Origin of the sequence: Paracoccus sp. JM45 (genome assembly GCF_003590715.1) — a bacterium.
Classification (GTDB): Bacteria; Pseudomonadota; Alphaproteobacteria; order Rhodobacterales; family Rhodobacteraceae; genus Paracoccus.
On the sequence record NZ_QQVY01000001.1, the window covers coordinates 505797 to 523678 of the forward strand.

The following is a 17882-nucleotide window of genomic DNA, read 5'->3' on the forward strand; positions in this document are numbered from 1 at the left end:
GCGGCTGTATCCCGATGCAGCCGCTTTTCCGTCTGCCTGCAGATCAAAACGAAAAAAGCGCCGCCCTGAACATCAGGGCAGGCGCTTTTTTAATGGTACATCTGGTGCGGCCGAGAAGACTCGAACTTCCACTCCGGTTAAGGAACAGCGACCTCAACGCTGCGCGTCTACCAATTCCGCCACGGCCGCATCTTGAGGTAGCCGCGTCATAACCGAGCCTTCAGACAAAGAAAAGAGGTTTTTGTCACCCGTCAGCCTTGTCGAACAGGATTGACGAACCACGCCAGTCGCGCCACATCCTGCCCCATGGTTGAATGGATTATCAGTGACGGCCTGACAGGTCATGACGAGGCCGTGGCCTTCATGGAAGCCCGCGTTGCCGCAATTCTGGCGGGCGAGGCCGATGAATGCATCTGGCTGGTCGAACATCCGCCGCTGTACACCGCCGGCACCAGCGCCAAACCGCAGGATCTGCTGAACCCGCGCTTTCCTGTCCATGCGACAGGGCGCGGCGGGCAATATACCTATCACGGTCCGGGCCAGCGAATCGTTTATGTCATGCTGGACCTGAACAAACGGGGCCGCGACGTCCGCGCCTTTGTCGGCCAGCTTGAAGCATGGGTGATTGCAGCGCTGGCCGAATTCGGCGTCAGCAGCCACATCAGCGAAGGGCGCGTCGGCGTCTGGGTCCCCCGCCCTGACAAGCCGGCCCTGTTCGACGGCAGTGCGCGCGAAGACAAGATTGCCGCCATCGGGGTGAAACTGCGTCGCTGGGTCAGCTTCCACGGGATCTCTATTAATGTGGACCCCGATCTGGACCATTATGACGGGATCGTCCCTTGCGGTATCAGTGGCCACGGGGTCACGTCGCTGGTCGATATGGGTCTGCCTGTTGGGATGGCCGATCTGGACGTGGCGTTGCGTCACGGATTTACCAGCGTTTTCAGCCAGACCTGATCAATTCTCGGAATGCGACGTTTCGCTGACTGGATTTCCCGTCCTAGCTGATTGTAGGATCGGCATCAGATACTGACCCGACCTCGGGTCCAGCGAGGATATTATTATGAAATCAACCATTGTTGGCGCCCTTCTGGGCGCGACCCTAGCCATTCCCGCCGTTGCACAGGATGCGGGCGATGTGGCTGCCGGTGAAAAAGAATTCCGCAAATGCCGCGCCTGCCATATGATCAAGGACGACAGTGGCACCGACATCGTCCGGGGCGGCGCGGTCGGTCCGAACCTCTGGGGCTTGATGGGTCGAAAAATCGCGTCGCAGGAAGGTTTCCGTTATGGCGACGGTATTCTGGCGGCCGCCGCAGCCAACCCCGACATGGACTGGACCGAGGAAGAGCTGGTGGCCTATGTCACCGACCCCACGCAATGGGTCGAGGATAAATCCGGTGATGACAGCGTCCGCAGCAAGATGACCTTCAAGCTGAACCGCAACCAGTCCGACATCGCGGCATATCTGACCAGCGTGTCCCCCGCGAAGTGACAGCCGTTGCGGCAATCCGCCGCAGGTAACGCAAAACCAGCCTCTGCCAACTGTGGTATTCTGGCAGAGGCGCACCAACAGGCCACCGTGACGCATTGCCCGGTGATCACGGGTGCGTTAAAGAAAGCGTGATAATGCCGGTCTGCCAGGCCGGATCGACGACAGCTTGAGGGAGTTCGGGTATGGCAGACGCAGCCGCACACGGCCACGATGATCACCACGACAACCGCGGATTCTTCACCCGTTGGTTCATGTCTACCAATCATAAAGATATTGGTATTCTTTATCTGTTTACTGCTGCGCTGGCCGGTCTGATCTCGGTCAGTTTCACCGTCTATATGCGGATGGAACTGCAGAATCCGGGTGTGCAGTATATGTGCCTTGAAGGGGCACGTTTCATCGCCGATGCGGCGCGTGAATGCACCCCGAACGGTCACCTTTGGAACGTCATGATCACCTATCACGGTGTCCTGATGATGTTTTTTGTCGTGATTCCGGCATTATTCGGCGGTTTCGGCAACTATTTCATGCCGCTGCAGATCGGTGCACCGGACATGAGCTTCCCGCGCATGAACAACCTCAGCTACTGGCTGTATGTTGCGGGTCTGGCCCTTGGCATCGCATCGCTGCTGACGCCCGGTGGCAACCAGCAGCTGGGGTCCGGCGTGGGCTGGGTGCTTTATCCGCCGCTTTCGACATCTGAAGGCGGGTATTCGATGGATCTGGCGATCTTCGCCGTCCACGTCTCGGGTGCATCGTCCATCGTGGGTGCCATCAACATCATCACCACCTTCCTGAACATGCGTGCCCCCGGCATGACCATGTTCAAGGTGCCGCTGTTCGCATGGTCGGTCTTTATCACCGCATGGCTGATCGTTCTGGCCCTGCCGGTTCTGGCCGGTGCCATCACCATGCTGCTGATGGACCGCAACTTCGGGACCAATTTCTTCAATCCCGCAGGCGGCGGCGACCCGATCCTGTACCAGCACATCCTGTGGTTCTTCGGCCACCCCGAGGTGTATATCATCGTGCTGCCCGGCTTTGGCATCATCAGCCATGTGATCGCGACTTTCTCGAAGAAGCCGATCTTCGGTTACCTGCCGATGGTTCTGGCCATGGCCGCAATCGGTGTTCTGGGCTTCGTCGTCTGGGCACACCACATGTACACCGTCGGCATGTCGCTGACCCAGCAAAGCTATTTCATGCTGGCGACCATGACCATCGCCGTGCCCACGGGCATCAAGGTGTTCAGCTGGATCGCCACGATGTGGGGCGGCTCGGTTGAGTTCAAGACCCCCATGCTCTGGGCCTTCGGCTTCCTGTTCCTGTTCACCGTCGGCGGTGTGACCGGTGTGGTTCTGAGCCAAGCGCCGCTGGACCGTGTGTATCACGACACCTATTACGTCGTTGCCCACTTCCACTATGTGATGTCGCTGGGTGCGGTCTTTGCGATCTTTGCCGGTATCTATTACTGGATCGGCAAAATGTCGGGCCGTGAATATCCCGAATGGGCAGGTAAACTGCACTTTTGGATGATGTTTATCGGTGCCAACCTGACGTTCTTCCCGCAGCACTTCCTTGGCCGCCAAGGCATGCCGCGCCGCTATATCGATTATCCGGTCGAGTTTGCGTATTGGAACAACATCAGCTCGCTTGGGGCCTATCTGTCCTTTGCCTCGTTCCTGTTCTTCTTCGGGATCATGGCCTACACCCTGTTCGCAGGTAAGCGCATCACCCAGAACAACTACTGGAACGAATACGCCGATACGCTGGAATGGACCCTGTCATCGCCCCCGCCCGAACATACGTTCGAGCAGCTGCCCAAGCGCGAAGACTGGGACCGTACTCCGGCCCACTAAGGCAACGCGATGCCATATCAATGGATACAAACGGCCCTGGATGATTCCGGGGCCGTTCTGCAAAAACTGACCCTGTGGCCGCACCGGTCGCTGCCACGCAAAGGGTTTGTCTGGTTTATTGCCACAACCGCGATTCTTCTGGCACTGCCGATCATCGCGGTATTGGGGTCACCGATCCTGTGGGGGTTGTTACCTTTTGGCGCCATTGTCGTGGCGGGTATCTGGTTCGCGCTTCAGCAAAGCTATCGCACCGGCCAGACGCACGAAGAATTGACGCTGGACCGGCAGCATCTGACCGTGCGCCGGTCCGATCCCGGCAAGCCGGAACGCGAATGGCGCACCAACAGCTATTGGGTGCGCGCCCATATCCGCAAAGGTCCGGTCGAGGCTTACCTGACCCTGACCGACGGCCAGAGGGAAATAGAGCTGGGCGTCTTTCTGACCCCGCCCGAACGCCGTGTGCTTTGCGAAGAACTGACCCGCGCAATTGATCGTATGCGCGGATAGAAAAACGGGCGGGGTTTCCCCTGCCCGTTCAAGTCAGTCAGTCTTCTTCGACATGGTCCGGCAGATCGTCGTGATCTGTCGCGGCGAAATCTTCCAACTCGTCCTTCGTCATGCTGTGATACATATCCTTGGACGCGCCTTGCAGGTCGCCGACTTTGGTATCGCCGCGCTTGGCAGACAATGCTGCACCGGCAGCGCGTTGTTGGGCTTTGGATTTTGCTGGCATAAAGTCACCTCCTGCCAGCAAACGCCTTAAAGCCCGTCAGGTTCAGGCCAGCAGGCGATCTTTCACCGCAGGACCGACCGCGCCGAAGTCCATCTGGCCGGCATGACGTTCCTTCAACGCGGCCATGACACGGCCCATATCACGGATACCTTCTGCACCCAGATCGGCAATGGCCTTGTCGATGGCCGCACGGGTTTCGGCGTCATCCATCTGGCGGGGCAGGAATTCCTGAATGACGCTGATTTCGTCTTCTTCCTTGGATGCCAGTTCCAGGCGGCCAGCCTCTTCATAGGCTTTGGCCGATTCCTGACGCTGTTTGACCATGCGCGACATGATCAGGATCAGATCACCTTCGCTGAGGGTGCCGTCGCCATCGCCGCCGCGGGCCGCGATTTCCCGGTCCTTGACGGCAGCGCTAATCAGGCGCAGCGTGGACAGGCGGGCGGTGTCGCGGGCCTTCATTGCTTCTTTGGTCGCGGCTTGCAGCTTGCTGCGCAGTTCCATGATCCGGTCTCCGATGACGGGCGCGGATTGCGCCGCAAAGACGACGATCTAGGCGCATGGGCGGCGCAATTCAAGCGCCCGCAAACGATGCTGCGGCTTGACCTTGGGGCTGGCCCCTCCTATTCACCACAAAATTTCAGTTCCAGAGGTGCCGATATGGCTGTAAAACCGACTGCCTGCCTAGTGCTTGCCGACGGGACCGTATTTTACGGTCGAGGCTTTGGCGCAACCGGTGAAGTTGTCGCCGAACTGGTCTTCAACACCGCGATGACCGGCTATCAAGAGATCATGACCGATCCGTCCTATGCCAGCCAGATCGTGACCTTCACCTTCCCCCATATCGGCAATACCGGTGTGACCACGGAAGACGACGAAGCACAGGATCCGGTTGCCAGCGGCATGGTCGTGCGTTGGGACCCGACGCAATCGTCGAACTGGCGCGCCACCGCCGAATTGACCGAATGGATGACCCGCCTTGGCCGCATCGGTATCGGCGCTGTCGACACCCGTCGCCTGACCCGCGCGATCCGCCAGCAGGGCGCACCGCATGTCGTGCTGTCCCATGACCCTGAAGGCAATTTCGACATCGAGGCGATGATTGCAAAGGCACGCGACTGGCAGGGGCTGGTCGGACTGGATCTGGCAAAGACCGTCAGCTGCGCGCAAACCTACAAATGGGATCAGGGCGCTTGGGAATGGGCCACCGGCTTTGGCACCTCGCCCGAGGCCAAGCCGTTCAAGGTCGTCGCCATCGACTATGGGGCCAAGCGTAACATCCTGCGGTCGCTGGTGTCTCATGGTGCCGATGTAACGGTCATGCCCGCCTCTGCCACCGCCGAGGAAATCATGGCCCATGAACCCGAGGGCATCTTCCTTGCAAATGGCCCCGGCGATCCGGCCGCGACCGGCGTCTATGCCGTGCCGATGATCCAGTCGCTGCTGAAAAGCGATCTGCCGATCTTCGGCATCTGCCTTGGCCACCAGATGCTGGCGCTGGCACTTGGTGCCAAGACCGTCAAGATGAGCCATGGCCACCACGGTGCAAACCATCCCGTGCGCGACATGGAAACCGGCAAGGTCGAGATCACCTCGATGAACCACGGGTTCGCGGTCGATTCGCAGACCCTGCCCGAGGGTGTTCTGGAAACCCATGTCAGCCTGTTTGACGGCAGCAATTGCGGTATCCGCATGACCGATCGTCCGGTGTTTTCGGTCCAGCATCACCCCGAAGCCTCGCCCGGTCCGCAAGACAGCATGTATCTGTTCAAGCGGTTCACGGAGTCGATGCGCGCGCGTCGCAGCTGAAAAATGCGCCACATGGCAGGGGCCGGACGCCCTTGCCATGCGACGGCTTAACCTTCTGTTAAGCAATACTGTGCCAAGTAAGTGCCATTCCATCAGGGAATTGCTTATGGCCCAGCTTGCGACCTTGCCCCGTCCTGCGAATTCGAACGACGAAGGCGGCATCGTCTTGCGCGGCCCGGCCATTGCGCCCAGCAATATCCGCCCCCTTGGGCAGATCCTGCTGGAAGATGGCGCACTTGATCCGACCGATCTGGTCAACGCCACCCTCTATAGCCAGAAACAGCGTCAACCGCTGGCCCAGACCCTTCTGGCACGGCGTGCTGTCGCACCGGCGGCTTTGGCGCGCGCCCTGTCGCGTCAATGGCATACCAGCGCGATTGATCCGGCAACGAGTCCCGCCGATCCACGACTGATCGATATTGCTGGCGCCGGTTTCTGCCTGACCCATGGCATCCTGCCGTGGCGGCGCATCGGCGGTGTCACATGGATCGCCACCGCCCGCCCAGAGGCTTTCGAATCGCTATTGCACCGGATGCCCCGCGAATTCGGCCACGTCCGCATGTTGCTGTGCAGTGAGGATCAGGTCCAATCCGGCGTGCTGGATTGGCGACGGACCCGCCTGATCCGGGAAGCCGAATGCCGCGTCCCCGCCGCCGAAAGCTGTCGCACCCAGAACCACCGCCGGACCAACCGTCTAGCCATCGGTCTGTTGATCGGAACTGTCGCAGCGGCCCTATTCGTGCCGGCCGCGCTGGCAGCGGTCCTGACGCTTTGGGCGGTGCTGACGCTGGTGACGCAAAGCGGGCTGAAGCTGATGGCATTTCTGGCCGCCAAACGTGCCCGAAGCGAAAATCAGGAACTGACCCAAGCCGTCGCGCAGGGACAATTACTGCCGTCCGATGTGCATGTCCCGCTGCCCGTCATTTCGGTGATGGTGCCGCTGTTCAAGGAAAGCGATGTGGCGGGCAAACTGGTCGCCCGTCTTGCGCGGCTGGAATATCCCCGTGATCTGACCGACATCCTGCTGGTGATCGAGGAAAGCGACGATGTCACCAATGACGCCCTAAAGGATGCCACCCTGCCCCATTGGATCCGCGTCGTCCGCGTGCCCGACGGGCCGATCAAGACCAAACCGCGCGCGCTGAACTATGCGCTGAACTTCTGCAAGGCGGCCATTGTCGGCATCTGGGACGCCGAGGATCGCCCCGATCCCGACCAGCTGCATAAGGTCGCACGCGCTTTCCACTTTGCACCCGCCGATGTCGCTTGTCTGCAGGGCGCGCTGGATTATTACAACCCGCGCACCAACTGGCTGGCCCGCTGTTTTACCGTTGAATATGCTGCGTGGTTCCGTGTGCTGCTGCCCGGTGTGGCGCGTCTGGGGCTGGTGGTGCCGCTTGGGGGAACAACGCTGTTTTTCCGCCGCGATCTGCTGGAACAGGTCGGTGCATGGGACAGTTGGAACGTGACCGAGGATGCAGATCTGGGCGTCCGTCTGGCCCGCCGCGGCTATCGCACCCAGCTGATCGACACCACCACGGATGAGGAGGCCAACTGCCGCGCCCTGCCGTGGATCAAGCAGCGGTCGCGCTGGTTGAAGGGCTATGCGATGACATGGGCCGTGCATATGCGCAGCCCGCGCACGCTGTATCATGATCTGGGGGCGTGGCGGTTCTGGGGCTTTCAGGTGCAGTTTTTCGGCGCAGTCTCGCAATACCTGCTGGCCCCCGTGTTATGGAGCTTCTGGTTGCTGACCTTCGATTTCCCCCACCCCCTGCGCGCCCCGTTGGAGGCTGTCGGCACATGGACCGTGCCGGCGTTATTCACCCTGTTTGTCGCGTCCGAGGCTTTGTCGATCTTTGTCGGCATGCGGGCGGTCAGCGGGGCCAAGCATCGCCATCTGCTGTTCTGGGTGCCCACGCTGCATCTGTATTTCCCGCTTGGCTGTCTGGCCGGCTGGAAAGCCATTTACGAAGTTGTCACCAAGCCCTTCTATTGGGATAAAACCGCCCACGGCCTGTTTATCGAAGCCCCCGAAGCGCCGCCGCCGGTCCTGCCTGCCGGTCTGGTGAATATCCCCGTGATGGGAAAGATCGGCGGTCGCAGCCTGTCCGAAGTCGCGGCAGAACTGCAAACCAAGGCCGAACCCGCCACTGCACCCGAAAAGCGCATAGCTGCTTTACGCTAAGGGGTGATCTTCTGGGGGCATTTCGGCCATGATCAGCGCCTCGGCCTCGGCCACGTTATCGCGGATGCGGTCCAGCACAGTCTGGATGTCGGGGGCGTCGACCTCTCTCAGCAGGAAATCCTGTGCGCCGCGACCGATGTCGTCCATGTCCAAGGGCCGGTCGGTCAGCAAACGGGATGATGCATGCAGCCGCCAGAACCCCCGCCAGATCGAGATCAAACGATCCGCCGCAGCCCCTGACAGCACGCCTGCGCGTTTTCCTGCCCGTAATTGTGCCAGCGTGGTACGTGCAGGATCGCCCGCCCGTAACGCACAGGCCTGCGCCAGCAGATCGATATCCTGCAAGCGGCCCGGTCCCTGCCGCACATCGGACGGACCCGCTGCCGGTTTGGCGGCAAACAACCGCGCCCGCATCTGCGCCAGATCGGGCATGACACGATCTTCGGTCCCGCGTTCGGCCAGAACCTTCATACGCAGGGCCTCGATCTGGTCGGCCAAGGCATCGCCATCGGCACCGGCGCGCGCCACGACACGGGCGCGGGTCAGGGCCAGATGTTCCCATGTCCATGCCTCGGACATCTGATAGGTTTCGAAGCTTTGAACCGAGGTGGCGACCGGTCCCTGACGCCCCGAAGGACGCAGACGCATATCAACCTCGTAGAGGCGACCTTGGGCGGTGGGGGCAGACAGGGCCGTCACCATCGCCTGCGTCAGGCGCGCATAATAGGGACGCGCGGCCAGCGGGCGTTTTCCGTCGGATGCATCAACGCCATCCGCGTCATAAATCATGATCAGATCCAGATCAGAGGTCGCATTCAGCACCCGTGCCCCCAGCGACCCCATTCCGACAACAACCGCCCCCCGCCCCGGGGGAGGCCCATGTCTGCGCACGAAATCATCCACCGTGATCGGAAACAGCGCCGCCACGCAGGCACCTGCCAGATCGGCGTATTGACCTGCAGCCTCATCCGCGTCGATCAGGCCACGTAGGTGATGGACGCCGATGCGGAACTGCCATTCATGTGCCCAACGGCGGGCGGCGTCCAGCGCGGCCTCATATCCGCCGCTGTCCAACGCGCCATGCAGCACCTTATCCAGTTCGGTCCGCAAACCGGTTTCGGCAGGCCATGCCGCAAAGAAACTGCCGCCCAGCACCCCGTCCAGAACCGCCGGATGCTGCGCCAGATAGGCGGCAAGGGCGGGGGCGGTGCCGCAGATGTCGACGATCAGGTCAATCAGCTGGGGATTCGCCTCGAACAGGGAAAACAGCTGCACACCGGCGGGCAGCCCGCCAAGGAAGCTGTCGAAACGTGCCAAAGCCTCGGCGGGATGGCCTGCGCGGGACATGCGGTCCAGCAACGGCGCCTCGATCCGGCGGAAAATTTGCAAGGCGCGGTCGGACCGCAGTGCGGGGTAATTCTGCCAGCGGTCGATGATGGCCAGCGCCTCGGGCGACAGATCCGGGCGTTTGGTGGTCACCTCATCGGGTGCAAAGAACTGTTCGGTCAGGTCATGGACGCGCGCCAGCCGTGTTTTCAAAGCCGCCTGCCATGCGTCGGGATCATCCGCCCCCATCAGCGCTGCAACGATCTGCAAGCCTTGTGCATCTTTGGGCAGGTTATGCGTCTGGGCGTCATGGACCATCTGGATGCGATGTTCGATATCGCGGTGCTGCCGGTAATGGTCGGTCAGCTCCTGCGCCACATCAGCGGGGATCCAACCCTTGTCGGCCAGCGCGGCCAGCCCGCCGACAGTATCACGCAACCGCAATTCGGGATCGCGGCCACCGGCGATCAGCTGACGGGTCTGGGTGAAAAATTCAATTTCACGGATGCCGCCGCGGCCCAGTTTGATGTTATGGCCCGGAACCTCCAGCCGTCCGCCAAGACCTTTGTGGTCGCGGATGCGAAGGCGCATGTCATGGGCGTCCTGAATGGCCGCGAAATCCAGATGCTTGCGCCAGACAAAGGGCCGCAATTCGGCCAGAAACCGTTCGCCCGCCGCAATATCGCCCGCCGCCGCCCGCGCCTTGATGAAAGCGGCGCGTTCCCATGTCCGGCCCTCGGCCTCGTAATAGGCCAGCGCGGCCGCGGTCGAGATGCAGACCGGCGTCACCGAGGCATCGGGCCGCAGCCGCAGGTCGGTGCGAAAGACATAGCCGTGTTCGGTGACATCCGACAGGGTCGCGGCCATCTTGCGGGTGGCACGGATCAGGGCGGCGCGGGCCTCCATCTGGTCGGCGTCGGCATAGGCGGTTTCGTCGAACAGCACGATCAGATCGATGTCCGAGGAATAGTTCAGCTCTCCCGCTCCGCCCTTGCCCATGGCAATCGCAAAGACCCCGCCCGCATCCGCATCGGTCGGGGGCAGTTTGCCGCGTTTGATTTCGACAGCAACATGCGCCCGTAATGCCAGATCGACCGCGCGATCAGCCAGATCGGATAGCGCCTGCGTCACCTGCGCCAAGGGCCAGACGCCCCCCAGATCGGACAGCGCCGCCTGCAATGCCACCCGCCGCTTGGCACGGCGCAGGGCAACGCCCAGATCATCGGGCGACAGATCGCCGAAACCCGCCGTTTCGCGCACCACCACGTCATCATGTTCCAGCGCATCGGGCAGCCAGTCAGCCTCTTGCCGGATCAGGCCCGCCAGATAGGGGCTGCTGCCGGCGGCCGCCGCGATCAGGTCGCGAAGGGCATCGGGCACGTCGGGAAACAGGCCCGCGACATCCGCCGCACGGGCGGCGTCCACGGGCAACGGATGGCGGGTGATACGTGTGCAAAAGCTCATGCCGGTCACATTAGCGGGCGGGCTTTGGCAGTCAACGCGATGTGTGTGCGGGGAAAGGCCACGCGGCATGGCTTTCCCCGCTTGGCCTGTCAGGGAAAGATTGTTAGGCTTTGGCCAACCCGATCCACCCCGCCAAACCGGATATGACAACATCCGCATGACCAGCCCTGACCCGACCAGTTGCAAGAAGGGGCGCGCCTGATGCGCCATACGCTGCCCCACGCGCCACAGTTCTATGTAACTGCGCCGCAGCCATGCCCCTATCTGCATGGTCGCGCGGAACGGAAACTGTTTACCGCATTGCAGGGCGACAATGCGGCAGCGCTAAGCAATGCCCTGTCACGTCAGGGATTCCGCCGGTCGCAGAACGTGCTTTATCGCCCCAGCTGCGAAAGCTGTGTGGCCTGTATGTCGGCGCGTATCCGCGTGGCCGATTTCAAGCCGTCGCGCACCCAGCGGCGTATCCTGTCCCGCAATGCCGCCCTGCGCCGCATTGCCACCAGCGCGTGGGCGACCGAAGAACAATTCGAATTGTTCCGCAACTATCTTGACCGTCGGCATGCCGATGGCGGGATGGCGGATATGGATATCTTCGAATTCGCCGCCATGGTCGAAGAAACGCCGATCAAATCGCGGGTTATCGAATATCGCTGCAAGACGGATGATCCCGCCAGTCTGGCCGATGGCGACCAGCATCTGGCGGCTGTCTGTCTGACCGATGTGCTGGATGACGGGCTGAGCCTTGTCTACAGCTTCTATGATCCGGCATTCCATCCAGCCAGCCTTGGCACCTATATGATCCTTGACCATATCGAGATCGCGCGCGCGGCGGGCCTGCCCTATATCTATCTTGGGTATTGGGTGCCCGGCAGCCGCAAGATGGATTACAAAGCCAAGTTCAGCGCGCTTGAAATTTATAAGGGCGGCGTCTGGCAGGATATCGGCGACCCCGAAGACCATTCGAACGAGGCCCACCCCCTATCTGTCGATCCGATTGTCGATCAGGTCGCCCGCATCGCCTTGCCGCAATCTGACCGATAGCGCCGGACAACTCGCGAAACAAAGTTTCAAATTTCAGTCGCGATGCGTCACTTTATCCAAAAGACCCCATTGACCCCGCCTTGGCGTAACCCTAGTTTGCGCCGACGCAGAGGGCATATCTGTTCCTTTGTGAGAGATTTATTTGATGGAGCGATGTGATGTCCCGAATGATGACGGGTGCAAGAATGGTGGTCGAAGCGCTGCGCGATCAGGGCGTCGATACCGTATTCGGCTATCCTGGCGGGGCTGTCCTTCCCATCTATGACGAAATTTTCCAGCAAAACGACATCACCCATGTTCTGGTGCGCCATGAACAGGGTGCGGTGCATATGGCCGAAGGCTATGCCCGTTCGACCGGCAAGCCGGGCGTTGTGATCGTGACATCGGGTCCCGGTGCGACGAATGCCGTCACCGGCCTGACCGATGCGCTGCTGGATTCGATCCCGCTGATCGTGCTGTCGGGTCAGGTCCCGACATTCATGATCGGCACCGATGGCTTTCAGGAAGCTGACACCGTCGGAATCACCCGCCCCTGCACCAAGCATAACTGGCTGGTGAAAGATACCGGCAAGCTGGCCGAAACCATCCATAAAGCGTTCCATGTCGCCACCTCGGGCCGTCCGGGTCCGGTGCTGGTGGATATTCCCAAGGACGTCCAGTTCGCCAGCGATATGTATGTCGAACCCAAGCAGGTCGATACCGGTCGTTACCAGCCCGTGAAAAAGGGCAATATCGAGGCGATCACCCGTCTGGTCGAACTGATGGAACAGGCCGAACGCCCCATCCTTTATACCGGCGGCGGCGTTATCAATTCGGGTCCGGCGGCCAGCCAGCTGTTGCGTGAACTGGCCGAAGCGACCGGTTTTCCGGTCACCTCGACCCTGATGGGTCTGGGCTGCTATCCGGCATCGGGCAAGAACTGGCTGGGCATGCTGGGCATGCACGGATTGTACGAGGCCAATCTGGCGATGCACGGCTGCGATCTGATGATCAACATCGGGGCGCGTTTTGACGACCGGATCACGGGCCGTCTGGCCGATTTCAGCCCCAATTCGGTCAAGGCGCATATCGATATCGACCCGTCCTCGATCAACAAGGTCATTCAGGTCGAGGTGCCGATTGTTGGCGATGTCGCCCATGTGCTGGAAGATCTGCTGAATGTCTGGAAATCGCGTGGCAGCAAAACCAACAGCCCCGCCGTGGCCCAATGGTGGAAACAGATCGAGGAATGGCGCGGCAAGAACTGTCTGGCCTTCCGCAACAGTGATACCATCATCAAACCGCAGCATGCCTTGCAGCGGCTAGACGCGCTGACGAAAGATTGTGACCGCTATATCACCACCGAAGTCGGCCAGCACCAGATGTGGGCCGCGCAATATCTGAACTTTGAAGAACCGAACCGCTGGATGACCTCGGGCGGGTTGGGCACGATGGGCTATGGCCTGCCCGCCTCGGTGGGGGTCCAGATGGCACATCCGGATGCGGTGGTCATCAACGTTGCGGGCGATGCAAGCTGGCTGATGAACATGCAGGAAATGGGCACTGCGGTTCAGTTCCGCCTGCCCGTCAAGCAGTTCATCATGAACAACGAACGTCTGGGCATGGTCCGCCAATGGCAGCAATTGCTGCATGGTGAACGCTATAGCCAAAGCTGGTCGGACAGCCTGCCCGATTTCATCAAACTGGCCGAGGCTTTTGGCTGTAAAGGCCGTCAGGTCAGCGACCCGAAGGAACTTGATGCGGCCATTCAGGAAATGCTGGATTACGATGGCCCGTTCATTCTGGACGTGCTGGTGGAAAAGCATGAAAACTGTTTCCCGATGATCCCCTCGGGCAAGCCGCATAACGAAATGCTGCTGGGTGAGGCCGAGACACTTGGCGTCATCGAATCCGATGGTGCGGTTCTGGTCTGAACCGGTGGGGGCATGGCCCCCGTCGCCATGCGGGGCGATCCCCGCGTGGCACCTTTGCAATTTATCTGCACAGCACATGAGGGCAGAGCCATGAGCGCACTGAATATCTCTAAGGGCATGTCTAGCCATTCGGCATATGACCTGCGCGACCCGAACGGCCAGATCGAGGAAAGTCATACGCTGGCCATTATGGTCGAAAACGAACCGGGCGTTCTGGCCCGTGTGATCGGTCTATTTTCGGGCCGCGGCTATAACATCGACAGCCTGACCGTCGCCGAGGTCGATCATCTGGGCCATAAATCCCGCATCACGGTTGTGACACGCGGAACGCCCGCCGTGATCGAACAGATCAAGGCACAGCTGGGCCGGATTGTTGTGGTCTATGCGGTGAACGACCTGACCGTCGAAGGACCTGTTGTCGAACGCGAACTGGGTCTGTTCAAGGTCAAGGGTCAGGGCGACAAGCGCGTCGAGGCCCTGCGGATCGCGGAAATTTTCCGCGCGAATGTGGTCGATTCGACTTTGGAAAGCTTTGTCTTCGAACTGGTCGGTCCGATTTCCAAACTGGATGCCTTCGCGGATCTTATGCGCCCGCTGGGATTGATCGATATGGCACGTACCGGCCTTGCGGCCCTGTCGCGCGGTCTTTGAGCGATCATACATGCGGGGTGGCGAAAGTCAGCCCGCACCGAATTACGAACCGCTAACGGATCAGCCGCCGATATTGCTGCGCGGCACGCAAATATCCATCGTATCGATATAGGGTCTGTTTGACCGGCGGGACGTCGCAACCGGTTGGGCATGATCGTCGACACCGCCCTGCACCACACGCAGATGCGGCGTGCCTGCAGGTGCGTCTTGCTGTGACAGCGCCTTGGGCAGGTCGGGACAGGCCTGTTCGGACAGCATCGACACCTGCAAGGCGTGGCGCAGATTGCCGACGGTCTTTGTTTCCAGCTCGACCAGATCGCCCGGTTCGGGCCATTTTCCGGTATCGACCAGATTTTCATATCCCTGAAGATAGGCCAGCGTGGCCTGATCCTCGCACCAAATAATCGCCTTTTCGCGCGACAGATTACTCCAGACGACTACGCCGATCATAGGCGCCCCTTTTGCTGAAATCGCCTCGAAAATGGGGCAATATGTCAATTCACAACTTTATATTTGTACAAACCTTATCGCAAATAAAGCAGATATCCGCCGATATGCTAGCTTTTTTCATTAAACAGCGGAACTTTTTTCATCTTAAGGTTGCTGTGTCACACCAATGGCACAACCGCCCGTGCTGTGGCCTGCAATTCGTCCGATCGCCTGACAATCTGCGCGATCTGGCTGTCCAGAACCATCCCCTGTCGTGCATGGACCAGACAGTCTTGTGACAGTTGGGCTGCAGTCTGGCCAAAGACCTCAGGTGCCAGATGGGTCAGAGCCAACAGGCAATCCTGAAGGGCGATCTGCACCTCGAATATACCGGCACCATCGCGGGCGACCGGCAGCAGGCAGTCGCGCAGCAGGTCATCCGCGTTCATTTCGGCCGCGTAAAGGCGGGGGTAATCGACATCAGGCTGGCGCCCTTCCTGCCAGATGGACAAGATACGCAACACCCGCGTGATCACCGCAACCGCCGTGCCGGGGTCATTGACGGCAGGCGACAAGGCCCGCTGCGCTGTTTCCGACAGCACCGCAAAACCGAAGCGCGGGTCCTGTTCGAAGCTGCGCGTGGGCCGAACCGTGACGCAGGCCACCAGATCATCACGGATATCATCAGCCTGTTCCTGATCCAGCGGCAGGTTCTGCACATGGAACAAGGCACTACGCAGATGCACCAGATCACCGGGTGTCGCGGTGACATAGATAATCAGGTCGTGCTTTTCGGCCAGTTCTGACAGACTTTCCATATCGCAATTCTGGACGTGCCCCACGACCGGCGGCGGGACGACCACACTGTCGGCAGGCGGTGATCCCCGCAATGGGTTGGCCCCCATCCACGGCGATTCAAGCCGGTTGGCCAGCGCTTTTGCGGTCGAGCTTTCGACCCGCGTCATGATATCCCCGATCAGCCCCAATTCGCCCAAACGGTTGATCCAGCGTAACAAAGACACGACCACGATGATGACAACCAGCAGCGTGACAAAGAACAGAACCACCCTGCCCCCTTCGCCGTAAAGCTGGGTTTTCAGCATGATCAGCCCGACGAGGCTGAAAACAAAGGCCCCGATAAAGGTCGCCAGCACGGTCTGGCTGACGGAATCCTTGATCAGCAGCTGTACCGCACGCGGGGTCGATCCCGAACTGGCCGTGGCATAGGCTGCGGTCAGGATCGACAGGGAAAATGTCGTCACCGTCAGCATCGAGGATGCGATGATGTTCAGGATCGGATCAATGGCATCCGCGCCGATCTTGCCTGCCAACCCGAAAGGGATCACATCCTTCAGGACGAACCCCATCAGTGCCGTTCCGACCCCCAGAACCGCAAAGGCCGACACGCGGACCCACAGCCGCTGTGACAGTTCCTTGATACGCCATTGCAGACGACCGACATGGGCGCGGCGCGGCATGCCTTAACGGATCCTGCCGGTTTGCACATCTTCCACCGCGCGGCGGACCTGTGCCAGACGCTGTGCGCGCGACGGATGGGTGCCAAGAACGTGATTGCCGGGGTCGGGGATGCGCTCGAACAGCTTTGATCCGTTGATCGGATCGAAATCGGCGTTCAGTGCTATGATCGATCCCAGATAATCGGCCTCCAGCTCCCAGTCGCGGGAATAATATCTTGCCCCGACCGAGGCGCCGATTTCCTGCGCACGCGCAACCGCATCGGTATCGCCACCATAGGCCGAGGCGATGCTACCCAAAACCACAGACGCCGCCGTTGCTGCGCCGGATTTGCGATCAAGGTGGTTCAGGATATGGTGCGCCGCCTCATGCCCCGCCACGAAGGCGATTTCATCGGCGCTGCGGGTCTGGGCGATCAGCGACAGCGTAAAGCCGACGATAGGGCGTCCAGTGTCATCGACGGTCTGGAAAGCATTGGGTTCAAGGCCGGGGCGGTCATCGACCACAAAGGCGAAATCGCAGTTGATCGGCTGGGTCCGGCGGGTCACGCATTCGCGTTCGACCGCAGGCTCCATCCGGCGCATGACCTGAACAAAGGTGCGGGCGGCATTGCTTGGCGTTGCCTCATAGGCGGGTGATGCTGCGGGCAGTGTCCGCACCGGCGCAGGTGTCGCGGCGGGCGTCGGTGTCTGCTGCGCGCTGTCCACCGGCACTGCGCAGCCTGCCAGCACCAGAAGCACTGCCGTGAATGCCGCTTTGCAGCCCTTGAATGCCTTGACCATCTGTCCCGCCAGTTCCTTTTGTCGATCCGTCGGCCTTGCCGCGGTGTTGCCTTGCAGTTTACCCTGCCCCGTGGCCGCGTAAACCCCGACCGCTTGTCGCGCCCCGAACTTCACGCGATTGTCGAACCTAACAAAGGAGATCCGGATGTTCACCATCGAACATGATTTCGACGCGACCGTTATCACCCTGATCGACGAGGCAGAGCCGAACACCCGCCCCCTGAACGAGGATGTGGTGATTTTGAACTTTGACGACCGGATCGTGATCGAACAGATGAACCCCGACGGGGATGAGGTCGTCAGCGTTGTCCTGAGCATGCACCAGCTGACGGAACTGCGTCTGGCCCTGAACCTGCCCGAAGGCAACTATCGGCTGGAACCCAATACCGGTTAATCCAGCCGCACCAGCTTGTCACGTGCGCTGTCCCCCCTGACCAGCGACAGACGTGACGGGGCAACCCCAAGCGCCTTTGCCAATGCCTTCAGCACCACCTTATTGGCCTTTCCGTCCTGTGGCGGGGCAGTGGTGTGCACCCGCAGGACATCCCCGTCAGCCACAATGGTGTTACGACGCGCCTTTGGCGTCACGCGCAGGGTGAAAACCGTTTCCGGCACCGCCATATGGGACAGGTCAAACATTGCCCCTTCGATCACGGAACAGCCAGCGCGGGCAAGCCTGCTTGCACATCCCGCCCCGATCCGCGACATCCAAGGCG

Annotated in this window: 17 protein-coding genes and 1 tRNA gene; 10 read left to right on the plus strand and 8 right to left on the minus strand. The window is 60.6% G+C overall.

The features are described from left to right. Positions 1–102 precede the first annotated feature (102 nt). Positions 103–189: transfer RNA gene (locus DWB67_RS02535), tRNA-Leu, on the minus strand. 81 nt (positions 190–270) lie between these two features. Here DWB67_RS02535 and lipB point away from each other — a divergent pair. The 4 genes from lipB to DWB67_RS02555 all read left to right on the plus strand — a co-directional run bounded on the left by lipB (position 271) and on the right by DWB67_RS02555 (position 3861). Continuing rightward, positions 271–957: a lipoyl(octanoyl) transferase LipB gene (gene lipB, locus DWB67_RS02540; RefSeq protein WP_255418512.1), complete on the plus strand. Its 687-nt coding sequence runs from the start codon at positions 271–273 to the stop codon at positions 955–957. A gap of 106 nt (positions 958–1063) precedes the next feature. After that, a complete protein-coding gene (locus DWB67_RS02545) occupies positions 1064–1495 on the plus strand; it encodes a cytochrome c family protein (protein WP_119805910.1) in 432 nt (143 codons plus the stop codon). Between the two features lie 182 nt (positions 1496–1677). Next, a complete protein-coding gene (locus tag DWB67_RS02550; RefSeq protein WP_119805911.1) occupies positions 1678–3354 on the plus strand; it encodes a cytochrome c oxidase subunit 1 in 1677 nt (558 codons plus the stop codon). A 9-nt stretch (positions 3355–3363) separates the two neighbouring features. Continuing rightward, positions 3364–3861, plus strand: a complete 498-nt coding sequence (locus DWB67_RS02555) for a DUF2244 domain-containing protein (protein WP_119805912.1) — start codon at positions 3364–3366, stop codon at positions 3859–3861. A gap of 37 nt (positions 3862–3898) precedes the next feature. Here the strand turns inward: DWB67_RS02555 and DWB67_RS02560 are convergent, their stop codons facing one another. Together DWB67_RS02560 and DWB67_RS02565 are read right to left on the minus strand one after the other, a co-directional pair. Further along, on the minus strand, positions 3899–4087 hold the full coding sequence (locus DWB67_RS02560) for a DUF3008 family protein (protein WP_119805913.1): 189 nt from the start codon (positions 4085–4087) through the stop codon (positions 3899–3901). A 42-nt stretch (positions 4088–4129) separates the two neighbouring features. Then, positions 4130–4591, minus strand: coding sequence for a GatB/YqeY domain-containing protein (locus DWB67_RS02565; RefSeq protein WP_119805914.1), 462 nt, complete (start codon positions 4589–4591; stop codon positions 4130–4132). A 156-nt stretch (positions 4592–4747) separates the two neighbouring features. On the opposite strand from DWB67_RS02565, the gene carA reads away from it, so the two are divergent. Both carA and DWB67_RS02575 read left to right on the plus strand, forming a co-directional pair. Beyond that, a complete protein-coding gene (carA, locus tag DWB67_RS02570; protein ID WP_119806169.1) occupies positions 4748–5896 on the plus strand; it encodes a glutamine-hydrolyzing carbamoyl-phosphate synthase small subunit in 1149 nt (382 codons plus the stop codon). 106 nt (positions 5897–6002) lie between these two features. Then, on the plus strand, positions 6003–8084 hold the full coding sequence (locus DWB67_RS02575) for a glycosyltransferase (RefSeq protein WP_119805915.1): 2082 nt from the start codon (positions 6003–6005) through the stop codon (positions 8082–8084). Here the strand turns inward: DWB67_RS02575 and DWB67_RS02580 are convergent. Continuing rightward, positions 8076–10874, minus strand: coding sequence for a glutamine-synthetase adenylyltransferase (locus DWB67_RS02580; protein ID WP_119805916.1), 2799 nt, complete (start codon positions 10872–10874; stop codon positions 8076–8078). The two genes, DWB67_RS02575 and DWB67_RS02580, sit on opposite strands and share 9 nt — an antisense overlap. 201 nt (positions 10875–11075) lie before the next feature. Here DWB67_RS02580 and DWB67_RS02585 point away from each other — a divergent pair, with 201 nt between their 5' ends. The 3 genes from DWB67_RS02585 (at position 11076) to ilvN (ending at position 14479) form a co-directional block, all read left to right on the plus strand. Beyond that, positions 11076–11915, plus strand: a complete 840-nt coding sequence (locus DWB67_RS02585; protein ID WP_119805917.1) for an arginyltransferase — start codon at positions 11076–11078, stop codon at positions 11913–11915. A gap of 158 nt (positions 11916–12073) precedes the next feature. Next, the gene (locus tag DWB67_RS02590; RefSeq protein ID WP_119805918.1) at positions 12074–13828 is read left to right on the plus strand and encodes an acetolactate synthase 3 large subunit; all 1755 of its coding nucleotides are present in this window, start codon (positions 12074–12076) and stop codon (positions 13826–13828) included. A gap of 90 nt (positions 13829–13918) precedes the next feature. Next, positions 13919–14479 carry an acetolactate synthase small subunit gene (ilvN, locus tag DWB67_RS02595; RefSeq protein WP_119805919.1) on the plus strand — a complete coding sequence of 187 codons (561 nt, stop codon included), beginning with the start codon at positions 13919–13921 and terminating at the stop codon, positions 14477–14479. Between the two features lie 60 nt (positions 14480–14539). Here ilvN and DWB67_RS02600 read toward each other — a convergent pair whose 3' ends face one another. The 3 genes from DWB67_RS02600 to DWB67_RS02610 form a co-directional block, all read right to left on the minus strand. Continuing rightward, positions 14540–14929 carry a hypothetical protein gene (locus DWB67_RS02600; protein ID WP_182911465.1) on the minus strand — a complete coding sequence of 130 codons (390 nt, stop codon included), beginning with the start codon at positions 14927–14929 and terminating at the stop codon, positions 14540–14542. A gap of 158 nt (positions 14930–15087) precedes the next feature. Further along, the gene (locus DWB67_RS02605; RefSeq protein ID WP_119805920.1) at positions 15088–16386 is read right to left on the minus strand and encodes a DUF2254 domain-containing protein; all 1299 of its coding nucleotides are present in this window, start codon (positions 16384–16386) and stop codon (positions 15088–15090) included. Positions 16387–16389: 3 nt separating this feature from the next. Beyond that, positions 16390–17166: a M48 family metalloprotease gene (locus tag DWB67_RS02610; protein WP_119805921.1), complete on the minus strand. Its 777-nt coding sequence runs from the start codon at positions 17164–17166 to the stop codon at positions 16390–16392. Between the two features lie 145 nt (positions 17167–17311). On the opposite strand from DWB67_RS02610, the gene DWB67_RS02615 reads away from it, so the two are divergent. After that, positions 17312–17560, plus strand: a complete 249-nt coding sequence (locus DWB67_RS02615; protein WP_119805922.1) for a hypothetical protein — start codon at positions 17312–17314, stop codon at positions 17558–17560. Here DWB67_RS02615 and DWB67_RS02620 read toward each other — a convergent pair. Further along, complete coding sequence (locus DWB67_RS02620; RefSeq protein ID WP_119805923.1) at positions 17557–17805, minus strand: DUF167 domain-containing protein; 249 nt, start codon at positions 17803–17805, stop codon at positions 17557–17559. The two genes, DWB67_RS02615 and DWB67_RS02620, sit on opposite strands and share 4 nt — an antisense overlap. Between the last annotated feature and the right edge of the window lie 77 nt (positions 17806–17882).